This is a genomic window from Amycolatopsis sp. NPDC049688 (assembly GCF_040674975.1).
GTDB lineage: Bacteria > Actinomycetota > Actinomycetes > Mycobacteriales > Pseudonocardiaceae > Amycolatopsis.
This window is the reverse complement of record NZ_JBFANY010000015.1, coordinates 70,372-86,414: the sequence shown is the minus strand read 5'-3', so window position 1 is coordinate 86,414 and position 16,043 is coordinate 70,372. Positions and strand designations below refer to the sequence as shown.

General features: G+C 71.2%; 16 protein-coding genes. 13 read left to right on the top strand and 3 right to left on the bottom strand.

Annotated features, from left to right (window positions below; genetic code table 11):
* Window positions 1-153 precede the first annotated feature (153 nt).
* The 3 genes from AB0J55_RS35080 to AB0J55_RS35070 are packed head-to-tail and all read left to right on the top strand — an operon-like array spanning window position 154 to window position 2,932.
* Window positions 154-1,137: a LacI family DNA-binding transcriptional regulator gene (locus tag AB0J55_RS35080; RefSeq protein WP_364258587.1), complete on the top strand. Its 984-nt coding sequence runs from the start codon at window positions 154-156 to the stop codon at window positions 1,135-1,137.
* Window positions 1,134-2,171, top strand: coding sequence for a class I mannose-6-phosphate isomerase (locus AB0J55_RS35075; protein ID WP_364258584.1), 1,038 nt, complete (start codon window positions 1,134-1,136; stop codon window positions 2,169-2,171). Before AB0J55_RS35080 ends, AB0J55_RS35075 begins: the two co-directional genes overlap by 4 nt.
* Entirely contained in the window at window positions 2,168-2,932 is a 765-nt protein-coding gene (locus AB0J55_RS35070; protein WP_364258581.1) for an ATP-binding cassette domain-containing protein, read from the top strand. The genes AB0J55_RS35075 and AB0J55_RS35070 overlap by 4 nt, the downstream gene beginning before the upstream one ends.
* Before the next feature lie 8 nt (window positions 2,933-2,940).
* Here AB0J55_RS35070 and AB0J55_RS35065 read toward each other — a convergent pair whose 3' ends face one another.
* On the bottom strand, window positions 2,941-4,143 hold the full coding sequence (locus tag AB0J55_RS35065) for an IS110 family transposase (RefSeq protein ID WP_364258578.1): 1,203 nt from the start codon (window positions 4,141-4,143) through the stop codon (window positions 2,941-2,943).
* A 224-nt stretch (window positions 4,144-4,367) separates the two neighbouring features.
* Between AB0J55_RS35065 and AB0J55_RS35060 the strand changes: the two genes are divergently transcribed.
* The 9 genes from AB0J55_RS35060 to AB0J55_RS35020 all read left to right on the top strand — a co-directional run bounded on the left by AB0J55_RS35060 (window position 4,368) and on the right by AB0J55_RS35020 (window position 13,298).
* Window positions 4,368-5,420, top strand: a complete 1,053-nt coding sequence (locus tag AB0J55_RS35060; protein WP_364258576.1) for an ABC transporter permease — start codon at window positions 4,368-4,370, stop codon at window positions 5,418-5,420.
* A gap of 40 nt (window positions 5,421-5,460) precedes the next feature.
* Window positions 5,461-6,456 carry an ABC transporter substrate-binding protein gene (locus AB0J55_RS35055; RefSeq protein WP_364258573.1) on the top strand — a complete coding sequence of 332 codons (996 nt, stop codon included), beginning with the start codon at window positions 5,461-5,463 and terminating at the stop codon, window positions 6,454-6,456.
* 204 nt (window positions 6,457-6,660) lie between these two features.
* Window positions 6,661-7,362: a hypothetical protein gene (locus AB0J55_RS35050; protein WP_364258571.1), complete on the top strand. Its 702-nt coding sequence runs from the start codon at window positions 6,661-6,663 to the stop codon at window positions 7,360-7,362.
* 38 nt (window positions 7,363-7,400) lie between these two features.
* Window positions 7,401-8,453, top strand: coding sequence for a histidine kinase (locus AB0J55_RS35045; RefSeq protein WP_364258568.1), 1,053 nt, complete (start codon window positions 7,401-7,403; stop codon window positions 8,451-8,453).
* Window positions 8,450-9,205, top strand: coding sequence for a LytTR family DNA-binding domain-containing protein (locus AB0J55_RS35040; RefSeq protein ID WP_364258565.1), 756 nt, complete (start codon window positions 8,450-8,452; stop codon window positions 9,203-9,205). Before AB0J55_RS35045 ends, AB0J55_RS35040 begins: the two co-directional genes overlap by 4 nt.
* Window positions 9,202-9,549 (top strand): hypothetical protein, encoded by a 348-nt coding sequence (locus AB0J55_RS35035; RefSeq protein ID WP_364258562.1) that lies wholly within the window; start codon window positions 9,202-9,204, stop codon window positions 9,547-9,549. The genes AB0J55_RS35040 and AB0J55_RS35035 overlap by 4 nt, the downstream gene beginning before the upstream one ends.
* Complete coding sequence (locus AB0J55_RS35030) at window positions 9,549-11,273, top strand: cation acetate symporter (protein WP_364258559.1); 1,725 nt, start codon at window positions 9,549-9,551, stop codon at window positions 11,271-11,273. The genes AB0J55_RS35035 and AB0J55_RS35030 overlap by 1 nt, the downstream gene beginning before the upstream one ends.
* Window positions 11,274-11,343: 70 nt before the next feature.
* Entirely contained in the window at window positions 11,344-11,691 is a 348-nt protein-coding gene (locus tag AB0J55_RS35025; RefSeq protein ID WP_364258556.1) for a DUF485 domain-containing protein, read from the top strand.
* On the top strand, window positions 11,688-13,298 hold the full coding sequence (locus AB0J55_RS35020; RefSeq protein WP_364258553.1) for a cation acetate symporter: 1,611 nt from the start codon (window positions 11,688-11,690) through the stop codon (window positions 13,296-13,298). Before AB0J55_RS35025 ends, AB0J55_RS35020 begins: the two co-directional genes overlap by 4 nt.
* Before the next feature lie 66 nt (window positions 13,299-13,364).
* Here AB0J55_RS35020 and AB0J55_RS35015 read toward each other — a convergent pair whose 3' ends face one another.
* Both AB0J55_RS35015 and AB0J55_RS35010 read right to left on the bottom strand, forming a co-directional pair.
* On the bottom strand, window positions 13,365-14,102 hold the full coding sequence (locus tag AB0J55_RS35015; protein WP_364258550.1) for an isocitrate lyase/phosphoenolpyruvate mutase family protein: 738 nt from the start codon (window positions 14,100-14,102) through the stop codon (window positions 13,365-13,367).
* Window positions 14,099-14,560, bottom strand: a complete 462-nt coding sequence (locus tag AB0J55_RS35010; RefSeq protein WP_364258547.1) for a carboxymuconolactone decarboxylase family protein — start codon at window positions 14,558-14,560, stop codon at window positions 14,099-14,101. The genes AB0J55_RS35015 and AB0J55_RS35010 overlap by 4 nt, the downstream gene beginning before the upstream one ends.
* 46 nt (window positions 14,561-14,606) lie before the next feature.
* Here AB0J55_RS35010 and AB0J55_RS35005 point away from each other — a divergent pair, with 46 nt between their 5' ends.
* Window positions 14,607-15,989 (top strand): PLP-dependent aminotransferase family protein, encoded by a 1,383-nt coding sequence (locus AB0J55_RS35005; RefSeq protein ID WP_364258544.1) that lies wholly within the window; start codon window positions 14,607-14,609, stop codon window positions 15,987-15,989.
* The last annotated feature ends 54 nt before the right edge of the window (window positions 15,990-16,043 follow it).

Genomic DNA, 16,043 nt, shown 5'->3' with positions numbered 1-16,043 from the left:
CTACGCCGTCGGTAGCCGAATCGGCACAACATGCGCCCGGGGCGTTGACAAGCACCCGGCGCGTGGCGTTCAATCCCGGTCACTATGACAACGTTGTCTCCTCCGGGCCGGGACCGGGACGGCAGCACGCGCACCGCGAGCAGGCGGGCCACGATGAGCGACGTGGCCCGGCTGGCGGGCGTGAGCATCAAGACCGTCTCCCGCGTGGTCAACGACGAACCGGCCGTGCACCCGGACACCGCCGAGCGGGTCATGGCGGCCATCGAGCAGCTGGGTTTCCGGCGCAACCTGGGCGCGCGCAATCTACGCCGCGGGTCCACGACCGGCACCATCGGGCTGATCGTCGAGGACGTCGGCAACCCCTTCTACTCCGAGCTGAACCGCGCGGTCGAGCGCATCGCCACGTCGTTCGGGCGCCAGGTGCTCACCGGCTCGTCCGAGGAGAACTCCGACCGCGAGCGCGAGCTCGTCCTGGAGTTCTGCGCGCGGCGGGTGGACGGCATCCTCGTCGTCCCGGCCGGCCTGCAGCACGGCTACCTGGTGCCGGAGATGCGCGCGGGCACGCCGGTGGTGTTCATCGACCGGCCGGCCGGCGACATCGTGGCCGACACCGTGCTGGTCGACAACCTCGGCGGCACCATCGAAGCCGTCACGCACCTGGCGCAGCACGGGCACCGGCGGATCGCGTTCCTCGGCGACAGCCCCGACATCTTCACCGCGGCCGAGCGCCTGCGCGGGTTCCGCGAGGGCTGCGTGCGCAACGGGATCTCCTACGACGAGTCGCTGGTCTCGATGGGGACGCCGACGCCGGACTCGGTCGGCAACGCCGTCAAGCGGCTGCTCGACGGCCCCGACGCGGCCACCGCGGTGATCGCCGGCAACAACCGGGTCGCCGTGCACCTGCTGCGCGCGCTGGCCCACGCCGAGCGCCGCCCGGCGATGGTCGGGTTCGACGACTTCGAGCTGGCGGACCTGCTGAACCCGCCGGTCACCGTGGTCGCGCACGACGTCAGCGCACTGGGCCACGCCGCGGCCGAACTGCTCTTCGCCCGCGTCCAAGGAGATCAGTCCCCGCCGAGAAAGGTAGTCCTGCCCGTGCATCTCGTCGCCCGTGGTTCCGGTGAGGTCGCCCCGTGAGCCTCGAACCGATCCGCCTCCCGGCCAACCAGCCGCCGCAGTTCTACCGCGGCGGGGACGCCATCGCGGCCCTGCGCGGCGCGTCGCCGGACAAGAAGTTCGGCCCGGAGGACTGGGTCGCCTCGGCGACCACGATGTTCGGCCAGGAGACGAACGGCCTCACCCGGCTCCCGGACGGCGCCTGGCTGCGCGACGCCGTCATGGCGAACCCGAACGGCTGGCTCGGCGCGAAGCACGTCGAGGCGCTCGGGACGTCGACCGGCCTGCTCGTCAAGCTCCTCGACGCGGGCCAGCGGCTGCCGGTGCACTTCCACCCGGACGACACCTTCGCGAAGCGGCACTTCGACTCCCACTTCGGCAAGACCGAGGCGTGGATCGTGGTCGGCACCCACGGCGACGACCCGCGCGTCTACCCCGGCTTCAAGGAGACCCTGTCGAAGGCGACGGTCTCCGAGTGGACGCGGGAGCAGGACGTGCCGTCGATGCTGGGGGCACTCAACAGCGTCCCGGTGTCCGCGGGCGACACCGTCTACATCCCGGCGGGGCTGCCGCACGCGATCGGCGAAGGCGTGTTCGTCGTCGAGCTGCAGCAGCCGACGGACTTCTCGCTCACCATCGAGTGGCGCGACTTCCTCGCCTCGCCGGAAAAGGGCCACCTCGGCCTGGGCTTCGACACCGCCATCGAAGCCCTCGACACCTCCGGCTGGGACGCCGAGCGCCTCGAAACCATCATCAAGCGCACCGCGGCCGACAGTTCGTCCACTGTGGACCTGCTGGCCGGCGGATCGGAGCGGTTCTTCCGAGCGGAGCAGCTGCGGACCGACATGACGACAACGTTGTCACTCGATCCGTCCTTCGCGGTCCTGGTCGTGCTCGACGGCGAAGGCACCCTGCGCACCGAACACGGCGGCGAGCACGCGCTGGCGAAGGGCGACACCTACGTCGTCCCGTTCGACGCCGGCCAGACCGAGCTGTCCGGCACGGCGACGGTGATCCGCTGCCGCCCGCCGGCACCGGAGGAGAGGCACGGATGAGCGAAATCCTGCTGGACGCGATCGACCTCACCAAGCACTACGGCTCGGTCGAAGCCCTGCGCGGCGCGTCGTTCCAGGCGCGCGCGGGTGAGGTGACGGCCCTGATCGGCGACAACGGCGCCGGCAAGTCGACGCTGGTCAAGTGCCTCTCCGGGGCCGAGCAGCCGACGTCGGGGAAGATCCTCCTCGACGGCTCCGAAGTGCACTTCGACTCGCCGACCACCGCGCGGCGCCTCGGCATCGAGACCGTCTACCAGGACCTCGCCGTCGCCCCCGAGCTCGACCCGGCGGCCAACCTGTTCCTCGGCCGCGAAATCCACCGCAAGGGCCTGCTCGGCAAGCTCGGGATGCTCGACAAGAACGAGATGCGGCGCCAGGCGATCGAGGAGTTCCAGCGCCTCGGCGTGACGCTGCAGAGCACCGACGTCCCGATCGGCTCGCTGTCCGGCGGCCAGCGGCAGAGCGTCGCGGTCGCGCGTTCGGTCGTGTGGGCGTCGAAGGTCGTCTTCATGGACGAGCCGACGGCCGCGTTGGGTGTCGTGCAGCGCGAGCGCGTGCTCGACGTCATCAAGAAGGTGCGCGACAAGGGCATCGCCGTGGTGCTGATCAGCCACAACATGCCCGAGGTGCTGTCGGTCGCCGACCGCGTCGAGGTGCTGCGGCTGGGCAAGCGCGTCGCCCGGTTCGCCGGCCCGGACACGAAGCTCGAAGACCTCGTCGCCGCGATGACCGGCGCCCTCGTGCAGGAGGAGGCTGCCTAATGTTTTTGTCAAGCAGCTGTGGCTCGGCTGTAGTCGGCTTGGTAGGGCCGGCGGGTCCGCAGGAGCGCGAACAGGACGTTGATGCGGCGTCGTGCCAGTGCGATAAGGGCTTGGTGGTGTCGTTTGCCTTCGGCGCGTTTGCGCCGGTAGAAGGCGTTGCTGGCCGGGTCGGTGCGGATCGCGCAGAACGCGGACTGGTAGAAGACGAACTTCAGGGTCTTGCTGCCGGCGGTGGCTCGGCGCAGGTAGCGCATCTTGCCGGACTGCTGCAGCACCGGCGCCAGCCCGGCGGCCGAGGCGAGCTGGTCGGCGGTGGCGAACCGGGTGAGATCTCCCGCCTCGGCGAGGAATTCCGCGGTCAGGACGGCCCCCATCCCCGGCAGGCTGGCGATGAGGGCCGCCTCAGGGTGGCGGTCGAGATCCTCGGCGATCTCGCGGTCCAGCTCGGCGATACGTCGTTTGGCAGTCATGGCCTCGGCAGCGAACTCGCGGGCGAACTCAGCCATCCGGGCTTCACCGGGCACGACGATCCGCTGAACCTGGGCAGCGGTGATCGCCTTGTCCGCCAGCGCTTCGGCATAACCGCGGCGGACCCCGGCGCGCAGCAGGTATTCGGTCACGCGCCGGCGACCGGCCCGGCGGATCTCGGCCGCGGTGGCGTAGCGGGACAGCAACCGCAGGTCGCCGAGGTTGGTGACGTCCACTGCGCGTTCCAGCCCGGGGAAGAAACCGGCCAGGGTTTCGCGCAGCCGGGCGAGACGACGGGTCTGATCGACCACGAGTTCCCGGCGGCGGGAGACCAGCATCCGCAGGTCCAGCGTGGTCTCGTCGCCGGTGGTCACCTCGCGCCAGTCATCGCGCAGCCGCAGCTGGTCGGCGAGGGTCCTGGCGTCACGCGGGTCGGATTTGGCCTCACCGCCCTTGGTGGCGCGGCGGGCTCGGTTGACCACCAGGCCGGGCACGTGCACCAGGCGGATACCGGCGTCGATGAGCATCGCGGTCAGCAGGCCGGCCACGCCGCCCATCAGGTCGATCGCGGCGGTGAGCTCGCCGTGGCCGACCTCGGCCTGGCGCAGCTGGTCGATCAAGCCACCGATGCTGCCGGGATCGTTGCCGACCCGTTGGGAGGCAAGGACTTTGCAAGTTTCAGCAACGACGATCGCGACCCAGTGGAACTCCTTGGCGACATCGATTCCCACCTTTACTGCCATCGGTCCTCCGGTCGATCTGACGTGGCAATGCGTCCCCGTTCCGCCGTCAACGCCCTACATAGCGATCGATCGCAGTGCCTAATCAGCGGTCAGAACAAGGATGCGGAACAGGGGGCCGAGCCTCCTGAGCCATCACCGGCAGCCAGCATGAAAGCCATCCCCGTCCCGCCTGCACACCCCGATCATCCCGGACGACCGGGGGCACACCTGAAAGGTAGGGCGGCATGAGCGTGTCGACGCCCCCGAAGAAGGACATCCAGGAGTCCCCCGAAGCCGGGTTCGGCAAGCGGCCGCTGGGCAAACGCCTGGTCGAAGCCAACACGTTCTGGATCGGGCTGGTCCTGATCGCGCTGGTCGTGCTGTTCAGCGCGATCGCGCCGGACAGCTTCCCGACGCTGTTCACCTTCCAGACGCTGTTCATCGAGTCCTCGGTCCTGCTCATCCTTTCGGTGGGCATGACGTTCGTGATCATCACCTCCGGCATCGACCTCTCGGTCGGCTCGGTGCTGATCCTCGCGGGCATGGTCGCGGGCAAGGTGATGGAGGCGATGTCCGGCGGCGACGCGTCGAAGGCGGGCTGGGGCGTCATCCTCGTCGGGCTCGTCGTCGCCGTGGTCACCGGCACGATCTGGGGCGTGATCAACGGCGTCCTGGTCGCCGTGGCCAAGATCCCGGCGCTGATCGTCACCCTGGGCACGATGGGGGCCGCGCTGGCGACGGCCTACCTGCTCAACGGCGGTTCGGACCTGCGGACCGTGCCCGCCGCCTTGACGCAGACCCTGGGCTACGGCACGTCCTTCGGCATCGTGCCGAACCTGGTCATCGTGGCGATCGTGATCACCGTGATCGGCGCGTGGCTGCTGCGGACGACCAAGTTCGGGCGCTACACGTTCGCCGTCGGCTCCAACGCCGAGGGCGCGCGGCGCGCGGGCATCGGCGTCACCGCGCACCTGCTGAAGGTGTACACGCTGACCGGCTTCCTGGCCGGGATCGCCGGGTTCCTTTCGCTGGCCTACTACAACTCGACCACCATCTCCGGGCACACCACCGACAACCTCAACGCCATCGCCGCGGTCGTGATGGGCGGGACGAGCCTCTTCGGCGGCGTCGGCACGATCCTGGGCACCGTGATCGGGGTCTTCATCCCCGCGGTGCTGCGCAAGGGCTTCAACATCATCCACGTCCAGGACTTCTGGCAGATGTTCATCGTCAGCTGGGTCCTGGTCGCCGCGGTCTGGTTCGACCAGCGCCGCCGCCGTCGCCGCAACTCCCGCTGAGTCCCCGCAAGTCCAGTCCCCCAAGTACAACGAGGTGCTTATGAAACTGACCAAGACTCTCACCGCCATGGGTGCCGTGGTCTCTGCCGCCGCCCTGCTCTCCGCGTGCGGGTCCGGCACGGTCGGGCAGAGCGGGTCCGGCAACACGGCCCAGCCGGTCGGCGGCAAGAAGCTCGCGCTGATCCCGGGCGTGCAAGCCGAGCCGTTCTACATCTCGCTGCAGTGCGGCGCCGAAGCCGAAGCGAAGAAGCTCGGCTACGAGCTGACCACCCAGGCGCCGCAGAAGTTCGACGCTCCCCTGCAGACCCAGCTGGTCAACGCCCTCGGCGCGAACCCGCCGGCGGCGCTGCTCATCGCCCCGACCGACGACACCGCGATGCTGGCGCCGATCCAGCAGGTCAAGGCGCGCGGGACGAAGATCGTCGAGGTCGACACCGCGCTGAAGGACACGGGCGTGGCCGCGTCCTCGATCTCGTCGGACAACACCGCGGGCGGCAAGCTCGCCGCCCAGACGATGGCGAAGCTCGCGAACGGCAAGAGCGGCTCGGTGCTGGTGCTCGACACGATCGCCGGCACGTCCACGACCGCCGCGCGCGCCAAGGGCTTCGAGGACGAGCTGAAGAACACCCCGAACCTGAAGTCGATCGGCGTCCAGTTCACCCAGAACGAGCCGGAGCAGGCCGCGGCCAAGGTGACGGCGGCCCTGTCGTCCACGCCCGACCTGATCGGCGTCTTCGCGACCAACCTCAACACCGGCGAGGGCGCGGCCACCGGCCTGCGCAACGCCGGCAAGGTCGGCGCGGTCAACCTGATCGGTTTCGACGCCAGCCCGTCCGAGGTCGAAGGCCTGAAGAACGGCCAGTACCAGGCCCTGATCGCCCAGGACCCGGCCTCGATCGGCACCCAGGGGGTGCAGCAGGCCGTCGCGGCGATCGAGGGCAAGCCGGTGACGCGGAACCTGACCGCGGAGCTGCACTCGATCACCAAGGCCGACATGGATGCCAACTCTCAGTACTTCTACAAGCAGAGCTGCTGACCCGTCCGTCAGAGCCCTGCGGGTGGTCTGTGCCGCGCGCAGGGCTTTGACCAGCGGTGTTCACTGGCGGTGAACACCCTGTGCCGGTCACCGCGGCGGGAGAACCGCTCACCGCACGGCCCGTTTACCGGAACGGGTGTCCGGCGTCACACTCATTTGCACATGCATTTGCACTAACAGATGCATGATCGCAGGGAGGGTGCGATGAAGTACGAGCGGCCGGCTTTGCACCGGACGATCTTCGCCGTGGACGTCGAGGGCTACGGCGACCAGCGCAGGACCACGCCACACCGGCTGGCCCTGCGCGAAGGGCTGTACCACGCGTTGTGCCGGGCGTTCGACGACGCCGGCGTCCCGTGGGCGGAATGCCGGCGCGAAGACTGCGGCGACGGCGTGTTCGTCCTGGTCCCGCCGGAGGTGCCGAAGGGCCTCTTCGTCGAGTTCCTGCCCGCCGCGCTCGCCGTGGCGCTGCACCGGCACAACCGGACGCACGACCCCGGCGCCCGGATCCGGCTGCGGATGGCGCTGCACGCGGGCGAGGTCGCCTACGACGACCACGGCGTCACCGCGCCGGCGATCAACCAGACGTTCCGGCTGCTGGAGGCGAAGCCGCTGAAGGAGGCGCTCAAGGGGTCGCGCGGGGTACTGGCGCTGATCACGTCGGCGTGGTTCTTCGACGAGGTCGTCCGGCACAGCGACGGGCTCGACCCGACGACGTTCCGGCCGGTGCCGGTGGCGGTCAAGGAGACCCGCACGACCGGCTGGATCTCGCTGCCGGACCGGCCGTACCCGGCGAACGCGAGCCTGCTGGGCGGCGTCACGTCGCTCGACCACTACCGGACCTGGCGCCGCTTCCGCCGCCACGCCCAGGTGCTGGCCGACCGCGACGGCCGCGCGTGGCCGTAGGATCTTTGCCCTGGACACCGCCGCCGAGGGGAGGCCCGATGACCGTGCACCTGCGCCCGGCGTCCCGCGCCGACCCGCTGCCGGTGCTCGCCGCGGCCCGCCGCGTCAGCGACGACCTGCGCGACGGCCTGTCCGGCACCCGCGCCCGCCGCGCCGCGCACGGCCTGCGCCGGCTCTTCGGCTTCCCCGGCCTCGGCCTCACCGACCTGTCCGGTTCGCTGCTGTGGTCGGGCCGGCCGGGGCCGGACGCGGTCGTCGCGTCGGTGCTCGACGGCGTCCTCCACTCCGAAGAACCCGGCTCCGCGCCGGACGTGCTGGTGCTGCCGCTGCACGTCCACGACGAACTGGCCGGGGCGCTGCTGGTCGTCGGGGACGTCCGGGACGCGGTCGCGGCCCAGGCCGCCGACCTCGTGGTGCACGCGCTGGAGCGGTGGCGGCTCGAGGCGTCGGCGGAGCAGGCCGCGCAGGCCGAGCTGCGCGCGTTGCGGGCGGAGATGTCACCGCACTTCGTCTACAACGCGCTGACGGTCATCGCGTCGCTGGTGCGCTCGGACCCCGACCGCGCCCGCGACCTCATGCTCGACTTCGCCGACTACACGCGCTACAGCCTGGCGCGCCACGGCGAGTACACCGTCGTCGCCGAGGAGTTCCGCGCGATCGAGACGTACCTGGCGCTGCAGCGGGCGGTGCTCGGGGAACGGCTGCGCGTCCAGGTGCGGGTCGCGCCGGAGATCCTCGCCGTCGCGGTGCCGTACCTGGTGCTGGAGCCGCTGGTGGAGAACGCGATCCGGCACGGCATCGAGCCGCGCTCGGGCACCGGGCTGGTCCAGGTGCACGGCCAGGCGGAAGGGAACGACTGCGTGATCTTCGTCGAGGACGACGGGGTCGGCATGGACCCGAAACGCGCGGCGGACATCCTGGCCGGGCGCACCGGCGAGGACGACCCCGCCGGGCTCGGGCTGGCCAATGTGGACAGACGGCTCCGGGACGTCTACGGCGCCTGGTACGGCCTGACCGTCGAAACCGAGGTCGGCGCGGGCACCCGGGTGATCGTGCGGGTGCCGCGGTTCCAGCCGGGGGTGCTGCCGTGACTTCGCTTCGGGTACTGGCCGTCGACGACCTCGCGCCCGCCCTGGACGAGTTGTGCACCATGCTGCGCGAAGCGCCCGAAGTCGGCGAAGTCGTCGGCGCGAGCGACGCGCTGAAGGCGTTGAAGCTGCTCCAGGCGGACCGCTTCGACGCGGTGTTCCTCGACATCTCGATGCCGGGCCTCGACGGGCTCGAACTCGCGTCCCTGCTGGCGAAGCTGAGCGAGCCGCCGGTGATCGTGTTCGTCACCGCGCACGACGGCCACGCGGTGACGGCGTACGGCATCGGCGCGGTCGACTACCTGCTCAAACCGGTCCGCGCGGAACGGCTGTCGGCGGCGCTGGCGAAGGTGCAGCGGATGGCGACCCCGGCGTCACGGCCGACCCCGGACGCGATGGCCGCGCTGCCGGTGGAGTCGGGCGGCCGGACGCGGTACGTCCGCCGCGACGACGTGCTGTTCGTCGAAGCCCACGGCGACTACGTCCGGCTGCACACGCGGGGCGGCGTCCACCTGGTGCGGATGCCGATCTCGCGGCTGGAGGAGTACTGGGAGGGAACGGGGTTCAGCCGGGTGCACCGCGGGTTCCTCCTGTCGGTCGGCGCGGTGCTGGAGCTGCGCAGCGACAGCGCGGGCGGCCTGCTGGCCCACACGGATGCGGGTGACGTCCCGGTCAGCCGCCGGCACGCGCGGGACCTGCGGGACAGGCTGCTCGAAGCGGCGCAGCGCGGCCAGCTCGGGCCGGGCACGCGATGAGCAAGATCCGCCGGGTCGCCGTCACCAGCCCGCAGACCCGCCTCGCCCACGCCCGGCGCCGGTCCCGCGGACGCTGGCGGCAGCCGCGCCTCGCCGCGGGCGACACCCAGCGCGCGACCGCCCTTTACGCCGCCCAGCGCCGCCGCGGCATTCCCGCGCTGGTCCTCATGTTCACACTCCTGCTCGGCCTCCCCGGCGTCTTCGCGCTCTTCCCGGCCCTGGACACCGTGCGGCTGCTGGGCATTCCGCTGTCCTGGCTGATGCTCGCAGTCCTCCCCTACCCCGCGATGGCCCTCCTGGCCCGCTGGCAGCTGCGCCGCGCCGAGCGTCTCGAGGACGAGTAGTGGGCATCGCGCTCGCCGTTGCGCCGGTCGTGCTCGTGACGCTGCTGATCGGCGTCCGCGGGGTCGCCGCGATGCGCACGACGTCGGACTTCCTCGTCGCGTCCCGCCGCATCTCGCCGCTGGTCAACTCGGCCGCGGTCTCGGGCGAATACCTGTCCGCCGCCTCCTTCCTCGGCGTCGCCGGGCTCGTCGTCAAGGACGGCATCGGGGCGCTGTGGTACCCGGTCGGCTTCACCGCCGGCTACATCGCGATGCTCGTGCTCGTCGCCGCCCCGATGCGGCGGTCGGGCGCGCTGACCGTCCCCGACTTCGCCGAAGCCCGGCTCAACTCCCCCGCGCTGCGCCGCCTGGCCGCCGTCGTCGTGCTGGTGATCGGCACCATCTACGTCGTCCCGCAGTTCCGCACCGCCGGCCTGGTGCTCACCGCCGTCGGCGGCACGCCGTACTGGGTCGGCGTGGTGCTGGCCGGCGCCGCGGTCAGCGTCACCCTGGCGCTGGGCGGCATGCGCGCGGCGACGTACGTGCAGGCGTTCCAGTTCGTGTTGAAACTGCTGCTGTTCCTGATCCCGGCGATCTGGCTGGTGCTGCAGGCCGGCGCGGTCAACCGGACCGACGCGCTCAACCCCGTCGAGTTCACCCACTTCGCCCGCGAGACGAAGGTGCGGTTCGAGGTCGACGTCACCATGGAGATCCGCGAACCGACCCCGGTGCGGCGCAACGGCGTCGTCGAGACCCTGCCGCCGGGCGAGTTCACCGCGCACAGCCAGGACGAGGTCGTGTTCGGCACGGGCGCGGCCGTCCCGGCGGTCCGCGGCGGCGCCGCGCTCGGCGGACCCGACTGGCGGCGCCCGCTGCTCGACCTCGGCGACCAGGGCTACCCGCTGCTCGGCACCTGGGCCGTGCTCATCGCGACCATGCTCGGCACGATGGGCCTGCCGCACGTCCTGATGCGGTTCCACACCAGTCCCGACGGCCGCGCCGCGCGCCGCACCGCCGCGATCACCGTCGCCCTGCTCGGCGTCTTCTACCTCTTCCCCGGCGTCTACGGCGTGCTCGGGCGGGTGCTCGTCCCCGGGCTCTACCTCTCCGGCGCCACCGACACCGTGGTCGTCGCGCTGCCGTACCAGGTGGACAGCGGCTGGGCCGGCGGGCTGTTCACGGCGTTGCTGACCGCGGGCGCGTTCGCCGCGTTCCTGGCGACGTCGCTCGGCCTGCTGCTGGTGATGTCGGGCGCGATCGCCCACGACCTCGTCCCCGGCGGGCTGCGGCGGCTGCGGATCGCCGTGTTCGGCGTCGCCGGGATCATGGTGCTGCTGGCGCTGCGCTCGGCCGAGCTCGACGCCGGGGTGCTCGTGACGTGGGGCTTCACCGTCGCCGCGTCGACGTTCTGCCCGCTGCTGGTGCTCGGCATCTGGTGGCCGCGGCTGACCGCGACCGGCGGCATCGCCGGCGTGCTGACCGGGCTGGTGGCCTCCTCCGGCTCGATCCTGTTCGCCCTCGCCGGGCCGCCGCTGCGCGGCTGGGTGGCGATCCTGGTGCAGCAACCGGCACCCTGGTCGGTACCGTTGGCGTTCGGCGTAATGGCACTGGTCTCCTTGCGCGGCAGGCCCCCCGCCTGGTCGACGGCGGCGATGCTCCGCCTGCACTTGGACGAGCCCCGTTCGACGGGAGCGCGCGACCGTTCGTCAACCGTTCGTCGTCTGGCTCGGCTGTTGAACCGCTAGTTCTTCACGCGAGCCTCACGCGTCCCTACGGTGTCGCAGGTCACTTTCCGCAGCGTCGCAGGGAGCAGCGATGAGCACCACGAACACCGGCGGGCCCCCGGACACGTCAGAAACCGTCTGGGAACGAGCCCACGAAAGCACCGAGTTCCGCGAGCTGCGCAGCCGCCTGCGCCGGTTCGTCTTCCCGATGACGGCGCTGTTCCTGATCTGGTACCTGCTGTACGTGCTGCTGGCCGACTACGCGCACGGCTTCATGAGCACGAAGGTGTTCGGCAACATCAACGTCGGCCTGATCTTCGGCCTGCTGCAGTTCGTCTCGACGTTCGTGATCACCGGCCTCTACGTCCGGTACGCGAACCGGAAGCTCGACCCGGTCGCCGAGAAGATCCGTGAGGACATCGAGGAGGAGCGGGCATGACCTCGACACTCGCCGCGGGCGTGGAAGGCAGCAATTCCGCCCTCAACATCAGCATCTTCGCCCTCTTCGTGATCATCACCCTGGTGATCGTGTTCCGGGCCAGCCGCAACACGAAGACGGCGTCGGACTACTACGCCGCCGGCCGCGCGTTCACCGGCCCGCAGAACGGCATCGCCATCTCGGGTGACTACCTCTCGGCCGCGTCCTTCCTGGGCATCGCCGGCGCCATCGCGATCAACGGCTACGACGGCTTCCTGTATTCGATCGGCTTCCTGGTGGCGTGGCTCGTCGCGCTGCTGCTGGTCGCGGAACTGCTGCGCAACACCGGCAAGTTCACGATGGGCGACGTCCTGGCGTTCCGGATGAAGCAGCGCCCGGTGCGGGCCGCGGCCGCGACGTCGACGCTGATCGTGTCGTTCTTCTACCTGCTCGCCCAGATGGCGGGCGCCGGTGGCCTGGTCGCGCTGCTGCTCGGCGTCGAAGGGTCCGGCGCGCAGGCGCTGGTGATCGCCGTGGTCGGCATCATCATGATCGCCTACGTCCTGATCGGCGGTATGAAGGGCACCACCTGGGTGCAGATCATCAAGGCCGCGCTGCTCATCGTCGGCGCGCTCGTGATCACCCTGTGGGTGCTCGGCAAGTACGGCTTCAACTTCTCCCAGCTGCTGCAGGCCGCCGTGGACAAGGCGGGCAAGGCCGGGCAGACGCTGCTCGGCCCCGGCAAGCAGTACGGCGCCACGGGAACGTCCAAGCTGGACTTCCTCTCCCTCGGCATCGCGCTGGTGCTGGGCACCGCGGGCCTGCCGCACGTCCTGATGCGCTTCTACACGGTGCCGACGGCCCGCGACGCGCGGCGTTCGGTGGTCTGGGCGATCGTGCTGATCGGCGTGTTCTACCTGTTCACGCTGGTGCTGGGCTACGGCGCCGGTGCGCTGGTCGGGCCGGACACGATCAAGAAGGCGCCGGGCGGGGTCAACTCCGCGGCTCCGCTGCTGGCGCTGGAGCTGGGCGGGCCGGTGCTGCTGGGCCTGATCTCCGCGGTCGCCTTCGCGACGATCCTCGCGGTGGTCGCCGGCCTGACGATCACGGCGTCGGCGTCCTTCGCCCACGACGTCTACGCGAACGTCGTCAAGCGGGGCAAGACGTCGCCGGACTCGGAGGTCAAGGTCGCCCGGATCACCGCGGTGGTCATCGGCGCCCTCGCCATCGGCGGCGGCATCCTGGCCAACGGGCAGAACGTCGCCTTCCTGGTGGCGCTGGCGTTCGCGGTCGCGGCGTCGGCGAACCTGCCGACGATCCTCTACTCGCTGTTCTGGAAGCGGTTCAACACCCAGGGCGCGCTGTGGTCGATCTACGGCGGCCTGGCCATCACGATCGTGCTGATCGTCTTCTCGCCGGCGGTGTCCGGCAAGAGCACGTCGATGATCAAGACGGCCGACTTCGCCTGGTTCCCGCTGAGCAACCCGGGCATCGTCTCGATCCCGGCCGCGTTCATCCTCGGCTGGCTCGGCACGGTCCTGTCCAAGGAGCACGACGAGAAGAAGTACGCCGAGATGGAGGTCCGCTCCCTCACCGGTGCGGGCGCCGAGAAGGCGGTCGTCCACTAGTTCCACCGACCCCGAAGGCCGTCGCGAGGGTGTTCCCGATCCCCTCGCGGCGGCCTTCGGCCATCTTCAGTACGGCAGCTTGCCCTCGGCGACGCTCTTGAGGGTGGTTTCCAGCTGCTTCCGCACGTACTGCCACAGCCCGCCGCCGAGCGAAATCCTCGCCACCCCCAGCTGGGCGAGGCCTTCGAGGCCCGGGCTGCCCGGCCACGCGGGCGCGTTGACCGCCCCGCCGACCCCCTGCACGAACTCCCCGATCAGCTCCGGCGTGCGCAGGTGGATCGGGTAGACGCAGTCGGCACCCGCTTCGAGGTACGCCTTCGCCCGCGCGACGCCGTCGGCGAGCGCTTCTTTCGCGTCCACCCCGCGGAACGAGTCGACCCGGGCGTTGATCACCAGCCCGTCCCCCGCCGCCTCGCGCAGCGCGGCGATCCGTTCCGCCTGCTCGGCGACCGGCCGGACCCCACCCGTCGCGTGGTCGGTGTCCTCGAAGTTGCAGCCGACGGCGCCGGCGTCGAGCAGCCGGCCCGCCAGTTCGGCGCCGGACAGGCCGTAGCCGGACTCGGCGTCGACGCTCACCGGCACGCCGACCGCCTTCGCGATCCGCGCGGCGGCGGCGAACATCTCGTCCGCGGGCGCCTTCTCCCCGTCGGGGAACCCGAGCGCGGCCGCGACGGCGACCGAACTGGTCGCCACGGCGGGGAACCCGGCGGCTTCGACGAGCTTCGCGGTGTCGGCGTCCCAGGCGTTCGGCAGGACCAGGGGCTTGCCCGGGACGTGCAGCGCCCTGAGCGCGGCCGCGGTCACGAGTCGCGCTTCGGGAGCGGGGTGTGGCTGGTGATGGTCATCCGGTTCCAGCTGTTGATCGCGATGACCTCCCAGGCCACCGCGCGGTACTGGTCCTCGGTGAACACCTTCGCCGCCTGCTCGTAGACGTCGTCTGGCACGGACTGGGTGGCCGACAGCTTCGTCATCGCCTCGGTGAGAGCGAGGGCGGCCTGCTCCTGCTCGGTGAACAGGTCGGTCTCGCGCCAGCCGTCGAGCACGAACAGCCGGCGCGGCGACTCGCCCAGCTCGAGGGCGTCGCGGGTGTGCATGTCGAGGCAGTACGCGCAGCCGTTGATCTGCGACGCGCGGGTCTTCACCAGTTCCAGCAGTTTCGGGTCGAGTCCCGCGTTGGCGCCGGCCTTGTTCACCTCGGCCTGCAGGTTCGCCATCGCCTGGTAGAGCTCGGGAGCGCTCCCGAGCCCGATTCGCTTGGTCATGCCGTCCACGCTAGCGGGAACTGGTCCACGGGTATGGTCCAGTCACATGACGGATTCGTGGTCCAGTTCCGGGCTCGACGTCCACCTCGGTTGGCAGCCCGCCTCCGGCCGCGCCGGGCTCGCGGCGGCGATCCGCGCGGCCATCCGGGACGGGCGGTGGCAGCCGGGCGCGGCCGTGCCCTCGACCCGGGCCCTGGCCCACGACCTGGGCGTCGCCCGCGGCACGGTCACCCGGGTGTACGCCGATCTGGCCGCGGAAGGCTACCTGCACACGGCCCAGGGCGCGCCGACCCGAGTCGCGACGGCGGGTTCGCTCCCCCAGTCGGCGCCGCGGCAGGCACCGCGCGACCCGGCGCCGCGCTGGGATCTGCGCCCGGGGCGCCCGGACCTGACGGCGTTCCCCCGGCAGGCGTGGATCACCGCCACCCGGCGGGCGCTGCTGCGGACCCCGGCGTCGGCGTTCGGCTACGAGTCGGAGCCGGGCGCGCCGGAGCTGCGCGACACCCTCGCCGGCTACCTGGCCCGGGCCCGCGGGGTGGTCGCCGACCCGGCGCGGATCGTGGTGTGCCACGGGTTTTCGCACGCCATCGCGGTGCTGGCCCGGGCTTTTGCCGAGCTGGGCATCGACGAGCTGGCGTTCGAGAACCCGTCGCTGCCGCTGTACCGGTCCATCGCGGCGGCGCAGGGGCCGCGCGTGGTCGGCGTGGACGTCGACGAACACGGCCTCGACGTGTCGGCCTGGGACAGCCCGGCGGTGGTCGTCACCCCGGCGCACCAGTACCCCACCGGCGTCACCCTGGCCCCGCCCCGGCGCGCGGCGCTGGCCCGCCGGGCGAGCGACTCGGGCGCGTTCGTGCTGGAGGACGACTACGACGGCGAGTTCCGCTTCGACCGCCAGCAGGTCGGGGCGCTGCAGGCGCTGGCGCCGGAACGGGTGGTGTACGCGGGCACGGCCAGCAAAACGCTCGCGCCGGCCCTGCGGCTGGCCTGGCTGGTGCTGCCGCGGTCACTGGTGGAGCCGGTCCGCGCGGCGATGGTGGACAGCGGTTCGCGCCCGGCGCTGCTGAACCAGCTGGCCCTGGCCGAGCTGATCGACTCGGGCGCGTACGACCGCCACGTCCGCCGCAGCCGCGCGGAGTACCGTGCCCGCCGCGCGCACCTGCTGGCGGCCCTGCCGGATTCGGTGCGCCCCGAAGGCATCGCGGCGGGCCTGCACCTCCTGCTGCGCCTCCCCGCGGACGGCCCTCCCGAGTCGACGGCCCTCGCGGCCTGCCGCCGCCGCGCGATCGGCATCGAGGGCCTGTCCAGCCACTGGATGACCCCCGACGCCCCGGGCGGCCTGGTAGTCGGCTACGCCGCAACCCCCAAACACGCCTTCAAAGGAGCAACCCAAACCCTGATAGACGCCCTCCAAGAAATAACCACCTAACCCCCACCCCCACAACCCAACCCCCCACCCCCACAACCCGACCCTCCAGGCACA

Coding starts and splice junctions, on each gene's coding strand:
- AB0J55_RS35010 (WP_364258547.1), bottom strand. CDS start 14,560: ATGACCAAGCGAATCGGGCTCGGGAGCGCTCCCGAGCTCTACCAGGCG.
- AB0J55_RS35045 (WP_364258568.1), top strand. CDS start 7,401: ATGACCGTGCACCTGCGCCCGGCGTCCCGCGCCGACCCGCTGCCGGTG.
- AB0J55_RS35005 (WP_364258544.1), top strand. CDS start 14,607: ATGACGGATTCGTGGTCCAGTTCCGGGCTCGACGTCCACCTCGGTTGG.
- AB0J55_RS35065 (WP_364258578.1), bottom strand. CDS start 4,143: ATGGCAGTAAAGGTGGGAATCGATGTCGCCAAGGAGTTCCACTGGGTC.
- AB0J55_RS35035 (WP_364258562.1), top strand. CDS start 9,202: ATGAGCAAGATCCGCCGGGTCGCCGTCACCAGCCCGCAGACCCGCCTC.
- AB0J55_RS35020 (WP_364258553.1), top strand. CDS start 11,688: ATGACCTCGACACTCGCCGCGGGCGTGGAAGGCAGCAATTCCGCCCTC.
- AB0J55_RS35055 (WP_364258573.1), top strand. CDS start 5,461: ATGAAACTGACCAAGACTCTCACCGCCATGGGTGCCGTGGTCTCTGCC.
- AB0J55_RS35025 (WP_364258556.1), top strand. CDS start 11,344: ATGAGCACCACGAACACCGGCGGGCCCCCGGACACGTCAGAAACCGTC.
- AB0J55_RS35080 (WP_364258587.1), top strand. CDS start 154: ATGAGCGACGTGGCCCGGCTGGCGGGCGTGAGCATCAAGACCGTCTCC.
- AB0J55_RS35070 (WP_364258581.1), top strand. CDS start 2,168: ATGAGCGAAATCCTGCTGGACGCGATCGACCTCACCAAGCACTACGGC.
- AB0J55_RS35050 (WP_364258571.1), top strand. CDS start 6,661: ATGAAGTACGAGCGGCCGGCTTTGCACCGGACGATCTTCGCCGTGGAC.
- AB0J55_RS35060 (WP_364258576.1), top strand. CDS start 4,368: ATGAGCGTGTCGACGCCCCCGAAGAAGGACATCCAGGAGTCCCCCGAA.